This window comes from Gordonia sp. ABKF26, assembly GCF_041103195.1.
GTDB classification, from domain to species: domain Bacteria; phylum Actinomycetota; class Actinomycetes; order Mycobacteriales; family Mycobacteriaceae; genus Gordonia; species Gordonia terrae.
Genome location: NZ_JBGCVZ010000003.1, coordinates 4,659,059 through 4,673,791, shown reverse-complemented (window position 1 = coordinate 4,673,791; position 14,733 = coordinate 4,659,059). Strand labels below are relative to the sequence as shown.

The 14,733-nt window shown below is 67.1% G+C and carries 15 protein-coding genes; 6 read left to right on the top strand and 9 right to left on the bottom strand.

Going from position 1 to position 14,733, the window contains the following annotated elements:
- Window positions 1–39: 39 nt before the first annotated feature.
- On the bottom strand, window positions 40–900 hold the full coding sequence (locus AB4Z55_RS21645) for a phytanoyl-CoA dioxygenase family protein (protein WP_369520495.1): 861 nt from the start codon (window positions 898–900) through the stop codon (window positions 40–42).
- Window positions 901–1,205: 305 nt separating this feature from the next.
- Between AB4Z55_RS21645 and AB4Z55_RS21640 the strand changes: the two genes are divergently transcribed.
- From AB4Z55_RS21640 to AB4Z55_RS21625, 4 genes are all read left to right on the top strand, one after another.
- Window positions 1,206–2,738 carry a flavin-containing monooxygenase gene (locus AB4Z55_RS21640; RefSeq protein ID WP_369520494.1) on the top strand — a complete coding sequence of 511 codons (1,533 nt, stop codon included), beginning with the start codon at window positions 1,206–1,208 and terminating at the stop codon, window positions 2,736–2,738.
- Window positions 2,735–3,784 carry an alpha/beta hydrolase gene (locus AB4Z55_RS21635; protein WP_369520493.1) on the top strand — a complete coding sequence of 350 codons (1,050 nt, stop codon included), beginning with the start codon at window positions 2,735–2,737 and terminating at the stop codon, window positions 3,782–3,784. Before AB4Z55_RS21640 ends, AB4Z55_RS21635 begins: the two co-directional genes overlap by 4 nt.
- A complete protein-coding gene (locus AB4Z55_RS21630) occupies window positions 3,781–4,473 on the top strand; it encodes a hypothetical protein (protein WP_369520492.1) in 693 nt (230 codons plus the stop codon). Before AB4Z55_RS21635 ends, AB4Z55_RS21630 begins: the two co-directional genes overlap by 4 nt.
- A 91-nt stretch (window positions 4,474–4,564) precedes the next feature.
- Window positions 4,565–5,329 carry an alpha/beta fold hydrolase gene (locus tag AB4Z55_RS21625; protein ID WP_239402811.1) on the top strand — a complete coding sequence of 255 codons (765 nt, stop codon included), beginning with the start codon at window positions 4,565–4,567 and terminating at the stop codon, window positions 5,327–5,329.
- Window positions 5,330–5,357: 28 nt separating this feature from the next.
- On the opposite strand, the gene AB4Z55_RS21620 is transcribed toward AB4Z55_RS21625, so the two are convergent.
- Together AB4Z55_RS21620 and AB4Z55_RS21615 are read right to left on the bottom strand one after the other, a co-directional pair.
- Window positions 5,358–5,765: an STAS domain-containing protein gene (locus AB4Z55_RS21620; protein WP_248644866.1), complete on the bottom strand. Its 408-nt coding sequence runs from the start codon at window positions 5,763–5,765 to the stop codon at window positions 5,358–5,360.
- Between the two features lie 162 nt (window positions 5,766–5,927).
- Window positions 5,928–6,332, bottom strand: a complete 405-nt coding sequence (locus AB4Z55_RS21615) for a hypothetical protein (protein ID WP_248644867.1) — start codon at window positions 6,330–6,332, stop codon at window positions 5,928–5,930.
- A gap of 97 nt (window positions 6,333–6,429) precedes the next feature.
- Between AB4Z55_RS21615 and AB4Z55_RS21610 the strand changes: the two genes are divergently transcribed.
- Both AB4Z55_RS21610 and AB4Z55_RS21605 read left to right on the top strand, forming a co-directional pair.
- Complete coding sequence (locus tag AB4Z55_RS21610; RefSeq protein WP_248645542.1) at window positions 6,430–6,822, top strand: helix-turn-helix domain-containing protein; 393 nt, start codon at window positions 6,430–6,432, stop codon at window positions 6,820–6,822.
- 169 nt (window positions 6,823–6,991) lie between these two features.
- On the top strand, window positions 6,992–8,383 hold the full coding sequence (locus AB4Z55_RS21605) for a DUF222 domain-containing protein (RefSeq protein WP_369520491.1): 1,392 nt from the start codon (window positions 6,992–6,994) through the stop codon (window positions 8,381–8,383).
- On the opposite strand, the gene AB4Z55_RS21600 is transcribed toward AB4Z55_RS21605, so the two are convergent.
- From AB4Z55_RS21600 to AB4Z55_RS21575, 6 genes are all read right to left on the bottom strand, one after another.
- Entirely contained in the window at window positions 8,384–9,343 is a 960-nt protein-coding gene (locus AB4Z55_RS21600) for an alpha/beta hydrolase (protein WP_369520490.1), read from the bottom strand.
- Window positions 9,344–9,358: 15 nt separating this feature from the next.
- Window positions 9,359–10,015 (bottom strand): LGFP repeat-containing protein, encoded by a 657-nt coding sequence (locus AB4Z55_RS21595; RefSeq protein ID WP_369520489.1) that lies wholly within the window; start codon window positions 10,013–10,015, stop codon window positions 9,359–9,361.
- Between the two features lie 32 nt (window positions 10,016–10,047).
- Window positions 10,048–10,986, bottom strand: coding sequence for a TAXI family TRAP transporter solute-binding subunit (locus AB4Z55_RS21590; protein ID WP_004020229.1), 939 nt, complete (start codon window positions 10,984–10,986; stop codon window positions 10,048–10,050).
- A gap of 9 nt (window positions 10,987–10,995) precedes the next feature.
- Window positions 10,996–12,387: an MFS transporter gene (locus AB4Z55_RS21585; RefSeq protein WP_004020228.1), complete on the bottom strand. Its 1,392-nt coding sequence runs from the start codon at window positions 12,385–12,387 to the stop codon at window positions 10,996–10,998.
- 115 nt (window positions 12,388–12,502) lie between these two features.
- Window positions 12,503–13,948, bottom strand: a complete 1,446-nt coding sequence (locus AB4Z55_RS21580; protein WP_369520488.1) for a sensor histidine kinase — start codon at window positions 13,946–13,948, stop codon at window positions 12,503–12,505.
- A 3-nt stretch (window positions 13,949–13,951) separates the two neighbouring features.
- The gene (locus AB4Z55_RS21575; RefSeq protein ID WP_239402819.1) at window positions 13,952–14,614 is read right to left on the bottom strand and encodes a response regulator transcription factor; all 663 of its coding nucleotides are present in this window, start codon (window positions 14,612–14,614) and stop codon (window positions 13,952–13,954) included.
- Window positions 14,615–14,733: the final 119 nt, after the last annotated feature.

Genomic DNA, 14,733 nt, shown 5'->3' with positions numbered 1-14,733 from the left:
GCGAGAGCCTCGGGCATCAGTGATTCCGGCAGACTTCGACTACAGGCCCAAGTAGTCGGCGAGTTCGGCGTAGTCGACCTGCCAGAGTCCCGGCGAGCCGAGGGGGTACTGCGAACGGAAGCCGAGGATGCGCTGCACGCGCTCGGGCAGGCCGGCGGCCACGTCCCGCGACACGAGGAAGGGGTAGGCCTCCTCGCCCACGAGGTAGCCGGGGTTGAACGCGAACGACACCGCACGCCGATATTGATCGGCGGTGACGTTGGCACCACCGCCGTGAACCGTCTTCCCGCTGATGAACAGTGCGTCACCGGGCTTCATCGTCGCCGGAATCGTCTGCTCCGGGGATCCGCGATCCTCGAAGTCGCTCCAGAGGTGGCTGCCCGGAATGACCCGCGTGGCCCCGTTCTCCTCGGTGAAATCGGTCAGCGCGATGAGGAAGTTCAACGTGATCTCGGGTCCGGCCGGTCCCATCCCGACGAAGGGGTACCAGTTCTCCAGGTCTCGGTGCAGCATCTGGGCACGGTTGCCGGGCCCGATCTCGATGACCTGGGCGGTGGTCATCCAGTAGGTTCCTGACTCTTCCAGGAACCGCGCGTCGCACAGTTCGTGGACCAGGTCGAGGTCGATGATCTCGTCCCGGAACACGTCACTGCGGTTGACCAGGTTGGTCAACCGCTTGGTGTTGACGCCGTGGAACTCCTGCACGATCTCGTTCTCGTGTGTGCTGCCCGGTGCCAGGGCCGCGACCGAGGGGTCGATCTCGGCGTTGAAGCGCGAGACCTGTTCAGGGGACAGCAGTCCTTCGATGACGACGCCTCCGTCTCGCGCGACGATAGCGAGGATGTCGGCGGCGGGTGTCGTACTCGGGACTCGCTGGATGGCGGTGTCGAGGCTGGTCATGGCACTTCCTGTCTGTCCGATCGAATGTGGCGCAGGTCTCACTATCGACATCTCCGGGCCCGTTGCCCATCCGCATGTTTCAGCGTTTCCGGGGTGGCCGCGGTGCAGAGTGCACCGGTCCCGGAGGTCGGTGCGCTGCCGGCGGCGACGGGCGAGCGAAGTGTGTGAGGAATGCACACTCCGATCGTCGAAGACGCTCACATCTGCTGTGGCGCGCGTTACACCCGCGTCGGCAGGCTATGCCCATCACACAGTCGTTCAAGCCAAGTCGTCGGCTCCCCGGCGCGCAAGGGAGGCAGAGGATCATGCCCGGACACTCACCCACCTCACCGGAGAATTTCGACGTCGTCATCATCGGCGGCGGGATCTCGGGGATCGGTGCCGCCGTCTACATCACGCAGGAGTTCCCGACGAAGAAGGTGGCCCTCCTGGAGGGTCGCGACGCAATCGGCGGGACATGGGACCTGTTCCGCTACCCCGGTATTCGGTCGGACTCCGACCTGCACACCTTCGCCTACGAGTTCAAGAGCTGGCGGCACGAGACCGCCATCGCGGACGCGCCGCTGATCAAGGACTACCTCGCCGAGACCGTCGACGAATACGGCCTCGGCGCGATCGTCCGGTATCGCCACCACGTCACGTCCGCGGACTGGTCGGGGAGCGACGCGCGGTGGACGCTGGCGGTGGACATCACCGACACGGACGGGGCCGTCCGGCACGACATCATTACGGCCGGTTGGGTTTTCGGTGCCACCGGTTATTACCGGTACGACGAGGGTTACACCCCCGAGTTCGAGGGCCGGGACGACTTCGCGAGTGACATCATCCACCCGCAGCACTGGCCCGAGGACTACGACCACACCGGTAAGAAGGTGGTTGTGATCGGCAGCGGTGCCACTGCGATCACGCTGATCCCGTCGATGCTGAAGGGACCGGGTGCGGCGTCGCACGTCACGATGCTCCAGCGGACGCCGTCGTACATCATGACGATGCCGCGGATCGACGGACTGAGCCTCACGTTGACCAAGTTGCTCGGCGAGCGTCGCGGGTACCTGGCGACTCGATGGAAGAACGTGTGGGCCGATTGGGCAGTCGTCAAGACGCTCACCACGTTCCCGAAGGCGTCGCGGCGAATGATCCGCTACCTCAACACCAGAGAGCTGCCCGCCGGGTTCGACGTCGACAAGCATTTCAACCCGCCCTACGACCCGTGGGACCAGCGCCTGTGCCTCGCGCCGGACGGTGACTTCTTCACCTCCATCCGCACCGGCGATGCGTCCGTCGTCACCGACCGGATCCGGCGGTTCGTCCCGGACGGCATCGAACTCGAATCCGGCGAGAAGCTGGAGGCCGACCTGATCGTGACCGCGACGGGACTCAACATGCGGCTCCTCGGCGGTATCGACCTCACCGTCGACGGTCGTCCCGTCGATCTGCCGTCGTCGGTGGTCTACCGGGGGATGATGCTGTCCGGCGTGCCGAACTGGGTCATGGCCGTCGGTTACACGAAATCGTCCTGGACGCTGAAGATCGGGCTGCTCGGCAAGAGCTTCATCGAATTGCTCCACCACATGGACACCCACGGATTCGACACCGCGACGGCGGTTGCCCCCGACGGCACCGGCACCCGTCCGGTCATCGACCTCGATGCCGGTTACATGCTCCGCGCGAAGCACGCACTGCCTCGACAGGGTGATGAGATGCCGTGGCAGATGAAGAGCGTCTTCCTCGAGGACCGGAAGATGTTCCGCCAACCCGTGATCAGCGATGCGCTCACCTTCTCCTCGCGTCTCGAACGGGAAGTGGGCAGGCCGGCCGCGGTGGAAGCTGCACGATGATGACGGTTCTCGAACGATGTCAACGCGCGGCGTTCACCGCTGTCGGTCGTCTGCCCGACACCGTGCTGAGCCGTGTCGTGCCGCCCGTCATGAACTCCGACGGTGACGTCATGGCGCCGGAAATCGCCGTCCTGATGAAGGTCTCGTCCTCCGGTCCGGACTTCAGCGACGGGCCCGTCGCGCAGGCACGGGTCGCGATGGACAACGATTGCCGGGTCTTCGCCGACGACGCCCCGGCGATGGACGTCGACGATCTCGCTCTGCCGAACGGGATACGCGCCAGCCTGTATCGCCCGCCCGGCCGGTCCGATGGACTCGTCGTGTTCCTGCACGGCGGAGGTTTCGTGCTCGGCAGTCGAGCCGGGTACGACGCACCGGTCCGCCTCATCGCCGACCGCGCGGGCGTGGCCGTCCTGTCGGTCGAATACCGGCGCGCGCCCGAAGCGCGGTTTCCCATCCCGGTCGATGATGCGTTGCACGCGTGGCGTTTCGCTGTCGATCAGGCTTCCGAGTGGGGAGTCGATCCGGAACGGATCGTGCTGCTCGGTGACAGCGCCGGGGCCAACCTGTGTGCGGTGCTCGCCAACGATCTCGCCGACGAACCGCTCCGGCCCCTCATGCAGGTGCTGATGTATCCGGTGGTCGACGGCGTCGGCGCTCATCCGTCACGTACCGAGTTCGCCGACAACCCCGCATTGTCGGCCAAGCAGATCGACTGGCTGTCAAAGCTTTATGTCCCCGACGGCCATCCCGCGACGGACCCGCGTGTCTCGCCGCTGTACGCCGACGATCTGTCCCGGGCGCCGGCGACGCTGATCACCGTCGCCGGATTCGACCCGCTGCGCGACGAGGCGATCGCGTACGCCCGTCGGCTGATCGACGCAGGCGTACCGACGCGCGTGATGCGCGAAGGCGGCCTGGTCCACGGTTACATCTCCCTGACACGCATCAGCAAGGCGTCGCGCCAGGCCGTCGACCGTGTCGCAGACGCCATCGCCGACGCACTTCGACATGACGCCGGACCAACCCGAGATGAGTTGCCATGAGCTTGATTCACATGACGTTGGTGTTGATCGCCAACCTCGCGATGTTGGGCGCGGGCTATGTCTACGGTGTCCGATTGCTACGGCGCCATCGCAACCTGCTGCTGGGCGTCGAATGGCTGGTGATCGCGGTGTCCGGCACCAACATCTTGATCCTCGCGGCCACCGGGGTGTCCCACGACAGCGTCAGCTACCACCTGATGGTGTTCTTCGACGCGTTCTCCCGGTCGTTCGGCATGACGGTCATGTTCATCCTCGGGATGCTCGTGGTCACCCACCGGTACCGCCCGAGCTGGATCGTCGAGGCTCTCGTGATCGGAGCGGGAATCGCTGTGGGGCTCGACCGTGCCCTCGACGTCCGGCCGGTCAGCACGGGGTGGACGGTCTTCTACACCGTCGCGAACCTCGCCACCGCGGCGTTCATGCTCTACGTCGCCGCGCGCCTCGTCCGTATCGGCGAACGGCGCCCCGGCACCTGGGTGGCGGTCGCGACCGTGCTCGGCGCGTTCGTCGCCGCGTCATATGACTTCATCCGAATTCCCGGCGACGACGCCGACCGCACCCTGTTCTACAGCGTCGCGATGGCGGTCTGGGCTCTCATGCTCGTGACGTACTACCACGGTTACCGCGTCCTCGACGAGCACCGGCAACAGCTCTCGCGCAGTTCGGATTCGGCTCTGGTCGGAAGCTGAGGGCGTCACCGCTTCCTCGACCTCGACGGGCAGATCGGCGGCGTTTCGCGAGTCCGCGGATTGCGCGCCGACGTCCCCGTACCCTGGTCCCGTGACGTCTCCGATTCGCGAGTACACGACCATCAGTCATCCCGGGCCGAACACTCGTGTGTGGCATGAGATCCAGGGTGATGGGCAACCGGTCGTTCTGCTGCACGGCGCGTTCTCCGGCGCGTCGTCGTGGGGTGGCCAGGTGCCCGCTCTCGTCGAGGCGGGCTGGAAGGTGTTCTGCCCGGAGCGGCACGGCCATGGCCACAGCCCGGACGTGATGGACGAGTTCCACTATGCGGACATGGCCGAGGAGACGATCGCTTATCTCGATGAGGTCGTCGGCGGACCTGCCGAGATCGTCGGGTGGAGCGACGGCGCGGTGGTGGGAGTCATGGTGGCGCTCCGTCGGCCCGATCTGGTCCGTCATCTCGTCCTCATCGGCCAGTACTACAACAGTTCCGGGCGCGCGGTCGGCGGCATCCTGGATGCGCTCGATACTGCCGACGACGAGCTGATGGGATTCTTCGCCGCGGAGTACGCATCCGAATCCCCGGACGGGGCAGAGCATTTCCCGGTCATCTTCGCCAAGACGATGGCCATGATCAACACCGAACCCGAGATCGTTCTCGGCGATCTGGCGGCGATCACCGTGCCGACGCTGGTGATGCAGGGCGACCAGGACGAGGTGACCCTCGAGCACAGCCGCGACGTCGTCGCGGCCATCGCGGGCGCCCGGTTGGCTGTCATCCCCGGTACGCACCTCATCCCGATCGAGGCGCCGCAGGCGGTGAACGCGGTGCTCGTGCAGTTTCTCGGCGCGGAATGAGCGTGCGGCTTCTCGGGCCCGCGCCTGTTCAGGATCGAGTCATCGCCGCGAAAGCGTCTGTCAGAGTGGGGTAGACGCAGAGTGTCCGATCGAGACCGGACAGCTGCAAGGGCCGCGTGATCGCGGGATGCTCGGCTACGACGCCGAACCGGCCGCCCGGGGTGATGGCCGCGTGGGCGGCGAGGAGTGCAGCGATGCCGGAGGACGCGAGGAAGTCGGTGGCGGTGAGATCGATGATGAGCCCGCGGGGTTGCTCGCTCACCGCCTCCAGAACAGCTGCACCCAGCCGCGGAACCGTGAGTAGATCGATGCTGCCGTGAGTGGTCAGGATGGTGAGCTGATCGCGCTGTGTCGAGATCACCGCCAATGCCCGACCTGCCGGGGACTCGTCCCGGCCGTCGTCGACGACCACCGGTTCGAAGCTGTCTGCCTTCATGTGGCACTGCCTCCCTGTCCGCTCGACGTCGACCATCGGCGAGATGGCAGCGCATCGAGATTCGCCTGTGCGGCTACGGCAGTTGGCTTCGCCGGGGCCTTCGGAGTGTGTCTCCCGGTATGGCGTTCGGCGCCGCGGACGACACGGATGGTCGGGCCATCCTCACCGAGGTGCCGGTTGCGCGACCGAGGAGACGTACACGGCCACCGCCACAGCACTGACCAGCACGAGGTACCACCCCTCGCCGTGGTCAAGGGCCAGCAGGTAGAGCGCGGCCAGCGTCGCGGCGCACAGAGCCGCGGCCAGGACTGCCGGAAGCCATCGACTGTCTCGCAGGACGAAGATCGCGGCCTGGAACTGCAGCCCGAGGTGGGTGAGTGTCAGGACCGCTCCGGCGCAGCCCGTCGCGACCCACCCCGGGACGGAACCGACGTCGAACAGGGCTGCGGTCACCGGCGTCGCCAGGACTGCGATCGTGCCCAGAAACGCCCGGATCGTCGGTGACGTGAAACGCGCGAAGTCGCGGTCTACCGAGGTGTTCTCGAGTTGCTCGACGGAACTGTGCATGACTTCTGTCTAACGCACTACGTGCATCGACGGTAGTATGCACAATACCGTCCATATGGACGACAATGTCCACATGAAAGCCGGCGGGAGGTCGACGATGGAGAGCGAGGACGAGTCCACCCTGCGGGACCCGGTCCGACGCGCCTACGAGGTGTGTCCGGTCGAGGTGAGTGTTGCCGTGCTCGGCGGCTCCTGGAAGATGACCATCGTCAAGAACCTCCTCGAGGGACCGATGAGGTACGGCGCCCTCGGACGCGCGGTCGGCCCGGTGACGCCTCGCGTCCTCACCCGCCAACTCCGTGAACTCGAGAGCGACGGCATCGTGCAACGCACTGCCTATCCCGAGGTTCCACCCAGGGTCGAGTATTCGCTCACCGAGCAGGGCCACGCGTTGAGCCCGTTCGTGTCGGCACTGAACGAGTGGGGGAAGACCTACGTGGCCGAGGTCATCGAGCCGAAGGTCGCTCGCCAGGGGACAGTGGCGAGCTGACCGGCGGAACCGCCCGACAGACGGAGTGTTCCGCGGAACACTCGTGACCTCGGGTTGAGACCCGGGGGATTGTCGGTGGCGGCCGATACGTTTGTCCTGTTCCGTTCGTCTGGTTCAGGGGGTTGCGGTGGGGGTCAGTGCTTTTCGTTCGGGTGGTGATGTGTCGTCGATGTTCGACGATGCGGATCCGGCGTCGTTGTCGGATGAGATTCTTGAGGGGCGGGTGCTGGGGTATGCCGCGCAGATCACGGCGCTGACAGCGGATTTCCTTGGACTGGTGGCGGAATTGGCTGAGCGGGGGTCGTGGCGGGGGCCGGGGATTCATTCGCTGGCGCACTGGTTGTCGTGGAAGGCTGGGATTGCGCCGCGAACGGCGCATGAGCAAGTGAGGGTCGCGAAGGCGATCCGAGGATTGCCGATGATCCGCAACGCTTTCGGTGAGGGTCGGTTGTCGTATTCGAAGGTTCGGGCGTTGACGCGGGTGGCCACCCCGGAGCGGGAGGCCGAGTTGGTGAATCTGGCGTTGTCGTGCACGGCGAGCCAGTTGGATCGGGCGGTGCGGGCGATGGTTCAGATCGATCGTGATCGTGGTGTCGAGGGGAGTGGGCCGCCGGTGGAGTCGACGGGTCGGTGGAAGTGGAATGCTGATGGGTCGTTGTCGGTGTCGTTGCGGTTGAGTCCGTTGGATGGTGCGCGGTTTCTGGCCGGGGCGGTGCGTGCGGAGTATGAACGCACTCGCACCTGCGATGACCCGGATCTACCGGCCGTGCAGAGTGTTCCGCGGAACACTGAATTTGAGTCGGGTGGCGGCGATTCGGAGGTGGTTCCGTCGCGGCGTCGGGATCTGTGGCGGCAGGTGCCGTCGAATGTGGCGCCGGCGGTGGTGGTGATGGCCGGCATGGTGCATGACGGGATCGCGATGCCTGAACTCGCACCCGGTGCGGAGATCCTGATCCATGCAGATGAAAGGGTGGAGTCTGCCCATCTCGATGACGGTCCCGGGTTGTCGGAAGTCGAGGTGGCCGAAGCTCGGTGCGGGGCATCGACGCGGGAGGTGGCGAGCCGCAGGGTTCCCGGGCAGCCGGGGAAGCTGGCGTTGTTGGGTCTGGGGCGTAAGTCGCGGGCGCCGAACAAGGCCCTGATCAGGGCGTTGTTCCTCCGCGATCGGTGTTGTCAGATGCCAGGGTGTGGTCGGACGCGTCATCTGCATGCCCATCATGTGCGGTTCTGGTCGGCGGGTGGGCGGACGGATCCGGACAATCTGATCTTGTTGTGTGGGTCGTGTCATCGGTCGTTGCATCGGGGTGAGTTCTCTATCACCGCGCACGGCGAGCAGCGGTTCACCTTTCGCAGTCCGGACGGTGTCGAGATCGTGGCAGCCCCGCCGACCTCGAAACCGGTGGGCTGGGTGCCCGATTCCCGGATCGGTGCAACGGCGACGGTGCCGGTCGGTGGCGGGCGGATGGACTTGGGGTACACCACCGAGGTGCTCTACGCCGTGTGGGAATGGAAGGAACGCAACGCAACTCGATCGGGGCCGGTCGTCCGAGCCGCGGCGTAGCTATTCGTCGCGCAGCTCATCGATGTCGGCCCGAGCGATCTCGTCGAGCCGGTCGAGGATGCGGTTGTAGGCGGGAGACTGATGATGCACGAGTGAGGTGTGGGTTTCGCCGTCGAACAGCTGCAGCTCGGTCGAGCCGCCGGCGGCGTCGAGGGCGCGCGTATAGCGGCGCGAGTTGTTCGGATCGACATCGGTGTCGGCCAGACCGTGAAACATGGTGACCGGTAGCGCGGGGTCGAGATTGCGGATGGGATCCACCGAGTCGTAGCGGTCGGGGACTTGTTGAGGTGTGCCGCCGAGTATGTGAGTGATGACGCGGTTGTTGCCGTGGCCGACCGCATAGCGCATGTCCAGGGGCCCCGAGATGGACACCACTCGCGATGGAACGAAGGCCGGACGCGAGCCGACTTCATCGTCGGTGAGGCGATGGCGCGTGCCGCCCCACACGGCCAATTGCGCACCGGCGCTGTGACCGATCACCAACTCGTCGTCGATTCGCAACTGCGGGTAGGACTCTGCCAACGCGGGCACGTGATCCAATGCGCGAGCCACATCGTGGAAGGTGGTGGGCCACCCGCCGCCCGTACCCAGGCGTCGGTACTCCACGTTGTAAACCGCCAGCCCGCGATCGGTGAGATCCCTCGCCATCTCGTCGAATTGCTCGGCGCCCGCACGGCTTTCCCAACCGCCACCGTGGATGATCGTCACGAGCGGCAGCGAGTCGTCGGCTTGCTCACCGGTAGGCAGGTACAGATTCGCCCAGTTCTCGGCGGGGTCGGCATCGGCGTCATCGAGATACTCGACGCGGACGACGTCGACCGATTCCGTTCCCGCAGGTACAGGGGGAGCGGTTGCCGCAGATGGTGTGCTGCTCGAAGTCGGCGACGACGACGGCTCGGGTTGCGTCGAGCATCCACCGCCGGCGACCGCGACCACCATGCTGACAGCGATCGTGACCATCCGGCGTCCCATCGGCTACTTCAGACCCGCCGGAACAGTCTCGCCGTTGACCGTCACGGTCACCTCGCCCGTCGATGTGTTCTCGGTGATCCTGCCGTGTTCGAAGGTCACCACCTCGAGGTCTCCGTCGACTGTCACGTCGCTGGTGGGCACCCCCAGCGGGCCGGCCGAACCGTTGGTGCCGGTGAGCAACGGGACCCCGTCCGGCCCGCGCTCGGTGTTCCACGCGTCGCGGATCTTGCCGGAGGTGACGATGTAGGCGGGCGTTCCGGCGGCACTGTTCTTCGCGATGATCACACCACCGCGGAACTGTTGATAGACAACGCCGCTGTCGCGCGTCCCCGCGTTGTGATCCCCGGTCAGCGGCTTGCCCAGGGCTTCTCGCTGTGCCCCCGTCGCGGACCCGTACTTCACCGCGATCGGACCGGTGAGGGTCACCTCCACGTCGTCCTCGCCCATCACCGTCACCTCGGTGGGCTCGGGCGTGGCATTCTGCGCGACAGGGGAGGGGGCCGTCGTGTCGCCGGCCGCTGCGGTCGTCGTCGACGACCCGGTCGTCGGGACTCCTGTGGGTGAGTCGTCGGCATCTGAGGTGCCGCACCAGGCGGCGATCAGCGTGACCACGAACAATCCGGTAACGAACTCGGTGCGGCGGGAAGCCATCTGCTTCATGTGCTCACCCTAACGGTGAACGGCAGGTGTGCTCACCCGTGCCGACGGCGATACTCACGCGCGGCACCCGGATGCAGGGGGATGGGGCCGGTGAGGATCAATGACTGCGCGTCGAGGAACTGACTGCCGATCGCCTGCGACGGTACGAGGTGTGCGGAGTCGTCGAGGAGCAGATCGACGACGGCCGCGGCGGTCGCGTCCGGCACATCCCGACGGGCGAGCAGCAGGTTCGCGACCCCGACGGTGGTGACCGCCGGGTGTCGGCCGTAGATGTCGGCCGGGATGCGTACGGGCTCGTACGCCGGCCCGTGCTCCCGTCGTAAGGCCGCCACGACTCCACCGAGATCGAGGAGGGCGATCGGCACGCGCAGGTCGGTGAATGCCGGGGTCGGCAGACCACCCGCCCACATGACGGCGTCGACCGCTCCCGTGGCGAGCGCCGAGCCGGCGTCCCGCATGGTCTGGCGAACCGGCCGGATGTCGCGGTCGGCGTCGAGGCCGGCCGCGACGAGTACCCGCTCGGAGAGTCCCGCGGCACCGGAACCCGGCGCGCCGACACTCACCACCCGTCCGCGCAGATCGGCGATCGTCGCGATGCCGGAATCTGCGCGGACGGCCACCTGGAAGTAGTTCTCGTACACGCAACCGAGAGCGGTCAGTTGTGGATTCGCACGTTCGATGGCCGTGTCACTGAGGCTCATGGCCAGGTCTGCGGAACCCTCTGCCAGGGCGTCGAGGTTCTCGGCCGAGCCACCGGACCGACGCGGGCGGATCGGCGGCGCGCCCGACCGGTCGGCCGCCGCGGCGAGCAGTCCGGCGAACTCCCAGAAGAACCCGCCCGACTCGCCGGCGGCCAGGCGTACCGGCGCCCCGCGCTCGGTCCCACACGCGGACACCAGGAGCAGCGCGCCCAGGCCGGTGGCACCGCGGAGCATGGTCCGCCGGCCCACCGACCCGCGCGCGAACGACATGGTGCCACCTTAGGCCCGTCGCGCGCCGACCCCTGCGTCGAGGAAGGCCCGCCCCTGCTCGCGATCGAGCGGCGTCTCCGCCTTGTTGCGCAGGACGAAGATGTACACCATCAGCGACACCGCGATCACGATCGTGACGTAGGCGATGAACCACGGGACGTGACCGCCGTTCTTCGCCGCCTGGTAGATCAGCGGTGCGGTGCCGCCGAATGCCGAGTTCGCGAGCGCGTAACCCAGACCCACTCCCAGCGCACGGACGTGCGAGGGGAACAGTTCCGCCTTCACGATCGCATTGATCGAGGTGTAGCCGGTGAGGATCACGTAGCCGACGGCGAGCAGGGTCAACGACGTTGCCACCGAGGTCGTCTGGGGCAGGTAGGTGATCAGGACGTAGGTGTACAGGACACCGCCGACGCCGAAGAAGATGAGGACGGGCTTGCGTCCGACCTTGTCGCTGATCATTCCGCCGATCGGCTGCAACACCATCAGGAACACCAGGCCGATGAGATTGATCCACGTCCCGGTGCGGCCGTGGTCCTCGTAGGCGGTCTTGACGATGGCCGGTGCGTTGACGCTGTAGGTGTAGAAGGCGATGGTGCCGCCGATCGTGACCAGGAAGCAGACCAGCAGGGGACGCCAGTAGTTCACGACGAGTTCGCGAATCGATCCGGACTCGGAGTCGGCCCCGCTGCGCACGGCCTCCAACTGCTCCGGTGTGAGCGACTCGTCCATGCTGCGGCGCAACCAGAAGACGACCACCGCGGCCACACCGCCGATGAGAAACGCGATGCGCCAACCGAAGTCGGAGATCTGCTCCTTGTCGAGGAACACCTGCATCACCAGCAGGGTGAGCTGTGCCAGCACGTGTCCGCCGATCAACGTGACGTACTGGAACGACGAGAAGAAGCCGCGACGCTCGCGGGTGGCCGCCTCGGACATGTAGGTGGCCGACGCGCCGTACTCGCCTCCGGTGGCGAATCCCTGCACCAGACGACAGAGCACCAGGACGACCGCCGCCCACACGCCGATCGATTCGCGACCCGGTGTGAGCGCGATGACCAGGGAGCACGCCGCCATCAGCGACACGCTGAAGGTCAGCGCGGCCCGTCGGCCCCGACGGTCGGCGTACCGGCCGAAGAACCAGGAGCCGACCGGCCGCATCAGGAAGGTGACGGCGAAGATGGCGTACACGTAGACGGTCGAGTTCTTGTCGGCCGAGTCGAAGAACTGGCTCTCGAAGTACGTCGCGAACACCGTGTAGACGTAGACGTCGTACCACTCGACGAGGTTGCCGGAGGACCCGCGCAGGGTGTTGAGCACGGCACGGCGCGTCGCCGCGGCCGACGAGGTCGGCGGTGCGCTCCGGGCGTCCGCGGGCTGCCGGGTGGGCGAGTCGGTCATCGGGGTCCTCCAGATCGTCGAACGTGCTCCCGACCCGGTCCGGCGTCGGTGCCCCTAACACTGTGAATGCAGTCACAGGCGAAACGGAAGCCGATCGACGTTTCCTAACACTCCCTTAGGAGAGGTCCTCCACGTCGACCTCCGCTGCCGGGATCCAGAGGTCCACCCGCAGTCCGGTGGGACGTCCGGCAGCAACCCTCAGCTCGCCCCCGGCCGCGTCGACGAGGGCCGCAGCGATGGACAACCCGAGTCCGGACCCCGGTACGCCGCCGGTCGACGCGCGGAAGAACCGCTCCGTGACGCGCGGCAACTCGTCGTCCGTCACGCCGCGGCCGGTGTCGGCGACCCAGATCCGGGTTCGCGCGCCCTCGGACCGACAACCCAACTCCACGTGGGCTCCCTTCCCGGCGTGGCTGACCGCGTTGCTCATCAGGACGTCCATCGCCCGGATGAGGTCGTCCTCGTCGAGCGCGGCGATCACCGACCGCGGTCGGGGTGGCGAGACGATCGACGCCGACAGCCCCTCATCCGCGAGCGCATCCGCCCAGAAGTCGTGCCGTTCGACCAGTACGGCGGCGACGTCGCAGACCCCCGTGGTGGAGCCGGCGGGCCGCGACTCGGCGGTGGCCAGGACGAGCAGGTCGTCGACGATGCGGTCGAGCCGGTCGATCTCCACGATGGTCTTCTCATGTGATTCGAGCGAGCGGCCGGTCAATCCGAGCCCGAGGGTGTCGAGACGAAACCGCACGGCCGCGAGCGGATTACGAAGTGCGTGCGCGGTGTCGGCCACCAGGCGGCGCTGGGCGCCGGTGGCGTTCTCGACGTCGGCTGCCATCGCGTCGAAGATCCGGGACAGCTCGCGGACCTCCGGCGGGCCGGTGTGCCGGGGATCGGGCGGTCCGCCCTGGGGCGTTTCATCCGCTGCCGGACCGACCGGTGTCGGACCGCCGTCGATGACCGAGGCGCGCAGTGATCGCACCCGTGCCGTCAACGCGGTGAGTGGGCGAACCGTCCACCGCGACAACGCAACCGCGATGATGGAACCGATCACGAGCATCGCGACGGCACCGCCGGCGATCACGGCCCACGTCCTGGCGACATCGCGTGTCGCCGCCGACGTCGACGCCTGGATGACGACCGCACCATCGACCTGGGTGCCCGTACCGATCGGCATGGCCACCAGTACCGATTCGGGTGACCACGGTGTCAGTCCCGACGCGATCCGGGTGCGCTGATTGCGCAATGCCCCGGACACGGCCTCGGCGACCTCTGGTGACCGGGCCGAGAGGCCGGCCGAGGCGCGCGTCGTGCCGGCTCGATCCACCACCACGACACCTTCGTCGTAGAGATCGCGATAGCGTTCGACGGCCCGCTGCAACTCGGTACCCCGCATCTCCGGTTCCCGATCGGCGAGGTCGGCGAAGTAGATCGCAGACGCGGTCCGGCTCTCGGTGAACCGTTGCAGCCGTTCGCGACTCACGGTCGTCGCGAGGGGGACCGCCAGGCCCAGGACCACGATCGCCGAGTAGGCGACGAGCACGAGCAGCACGCGCCGCCACATCGTTCAGGAACCCCACCGGTAGCCGAACCCGCGGATCGTCTCGATCACGCCCGGCCTGCCGAGCTTCGCCCGGAGTGCGGTCATGTGGACGTCGAGGCTTCGGGAGATCGCGACATGGGCGTCGCCCCAGATCGCATCCATCAACTGTTCGCGGCTGACCGCCTCGCCGCGCCGCGCGACGAGGTGCCCGAGGAGTTCGAACTCCTTCGGGGTCAGGGCCACGTCGACGCCGGCCACGGTGACCAGTCGCGCATCGAGGTCGACCACGATGTCGCCGGTCGTGATCCGTCGCTCGGCGACGGCAGGCGCATCGACGACGCGGCGGCGGGCGGCCACCTCCAGTCGCGCCATCAACTCGCCCAACCGCGCCGGCTTGACCACATAGTCGTCGGCGCCCGCCCGAAGTGCCCGCACCACGGACCGTTCGTCGTGCCGCGCGGTGAGCACCACCACCGGCAGCTCGCTGACGGTCCGCAAGCGGCGCAACACGGTCAGGCCGTCGTCGTCGGGCAGGCCCAGGTCCAGCAGCGCGAGGTCGACATCTCGATGACCGAGTAAGAGATCGGCGCCGCGCCGCATCCGGCGGGGCTCGTGACCGACCTCGGTCAGGGCGTCGACGAGCGCATCACCGACCCCGTCGTCGTCCTCCACCACCGCGATACGCATCGGACCCACGGTACGACAGCGGCGGTGAGATTCCCGACGTCGACGACCCGGGTCGTACTCAGCCCTGCTGGGTGTATCGACGCCAGCGGTGCATTGCCGGTGGGCAGCAGACGCGATCA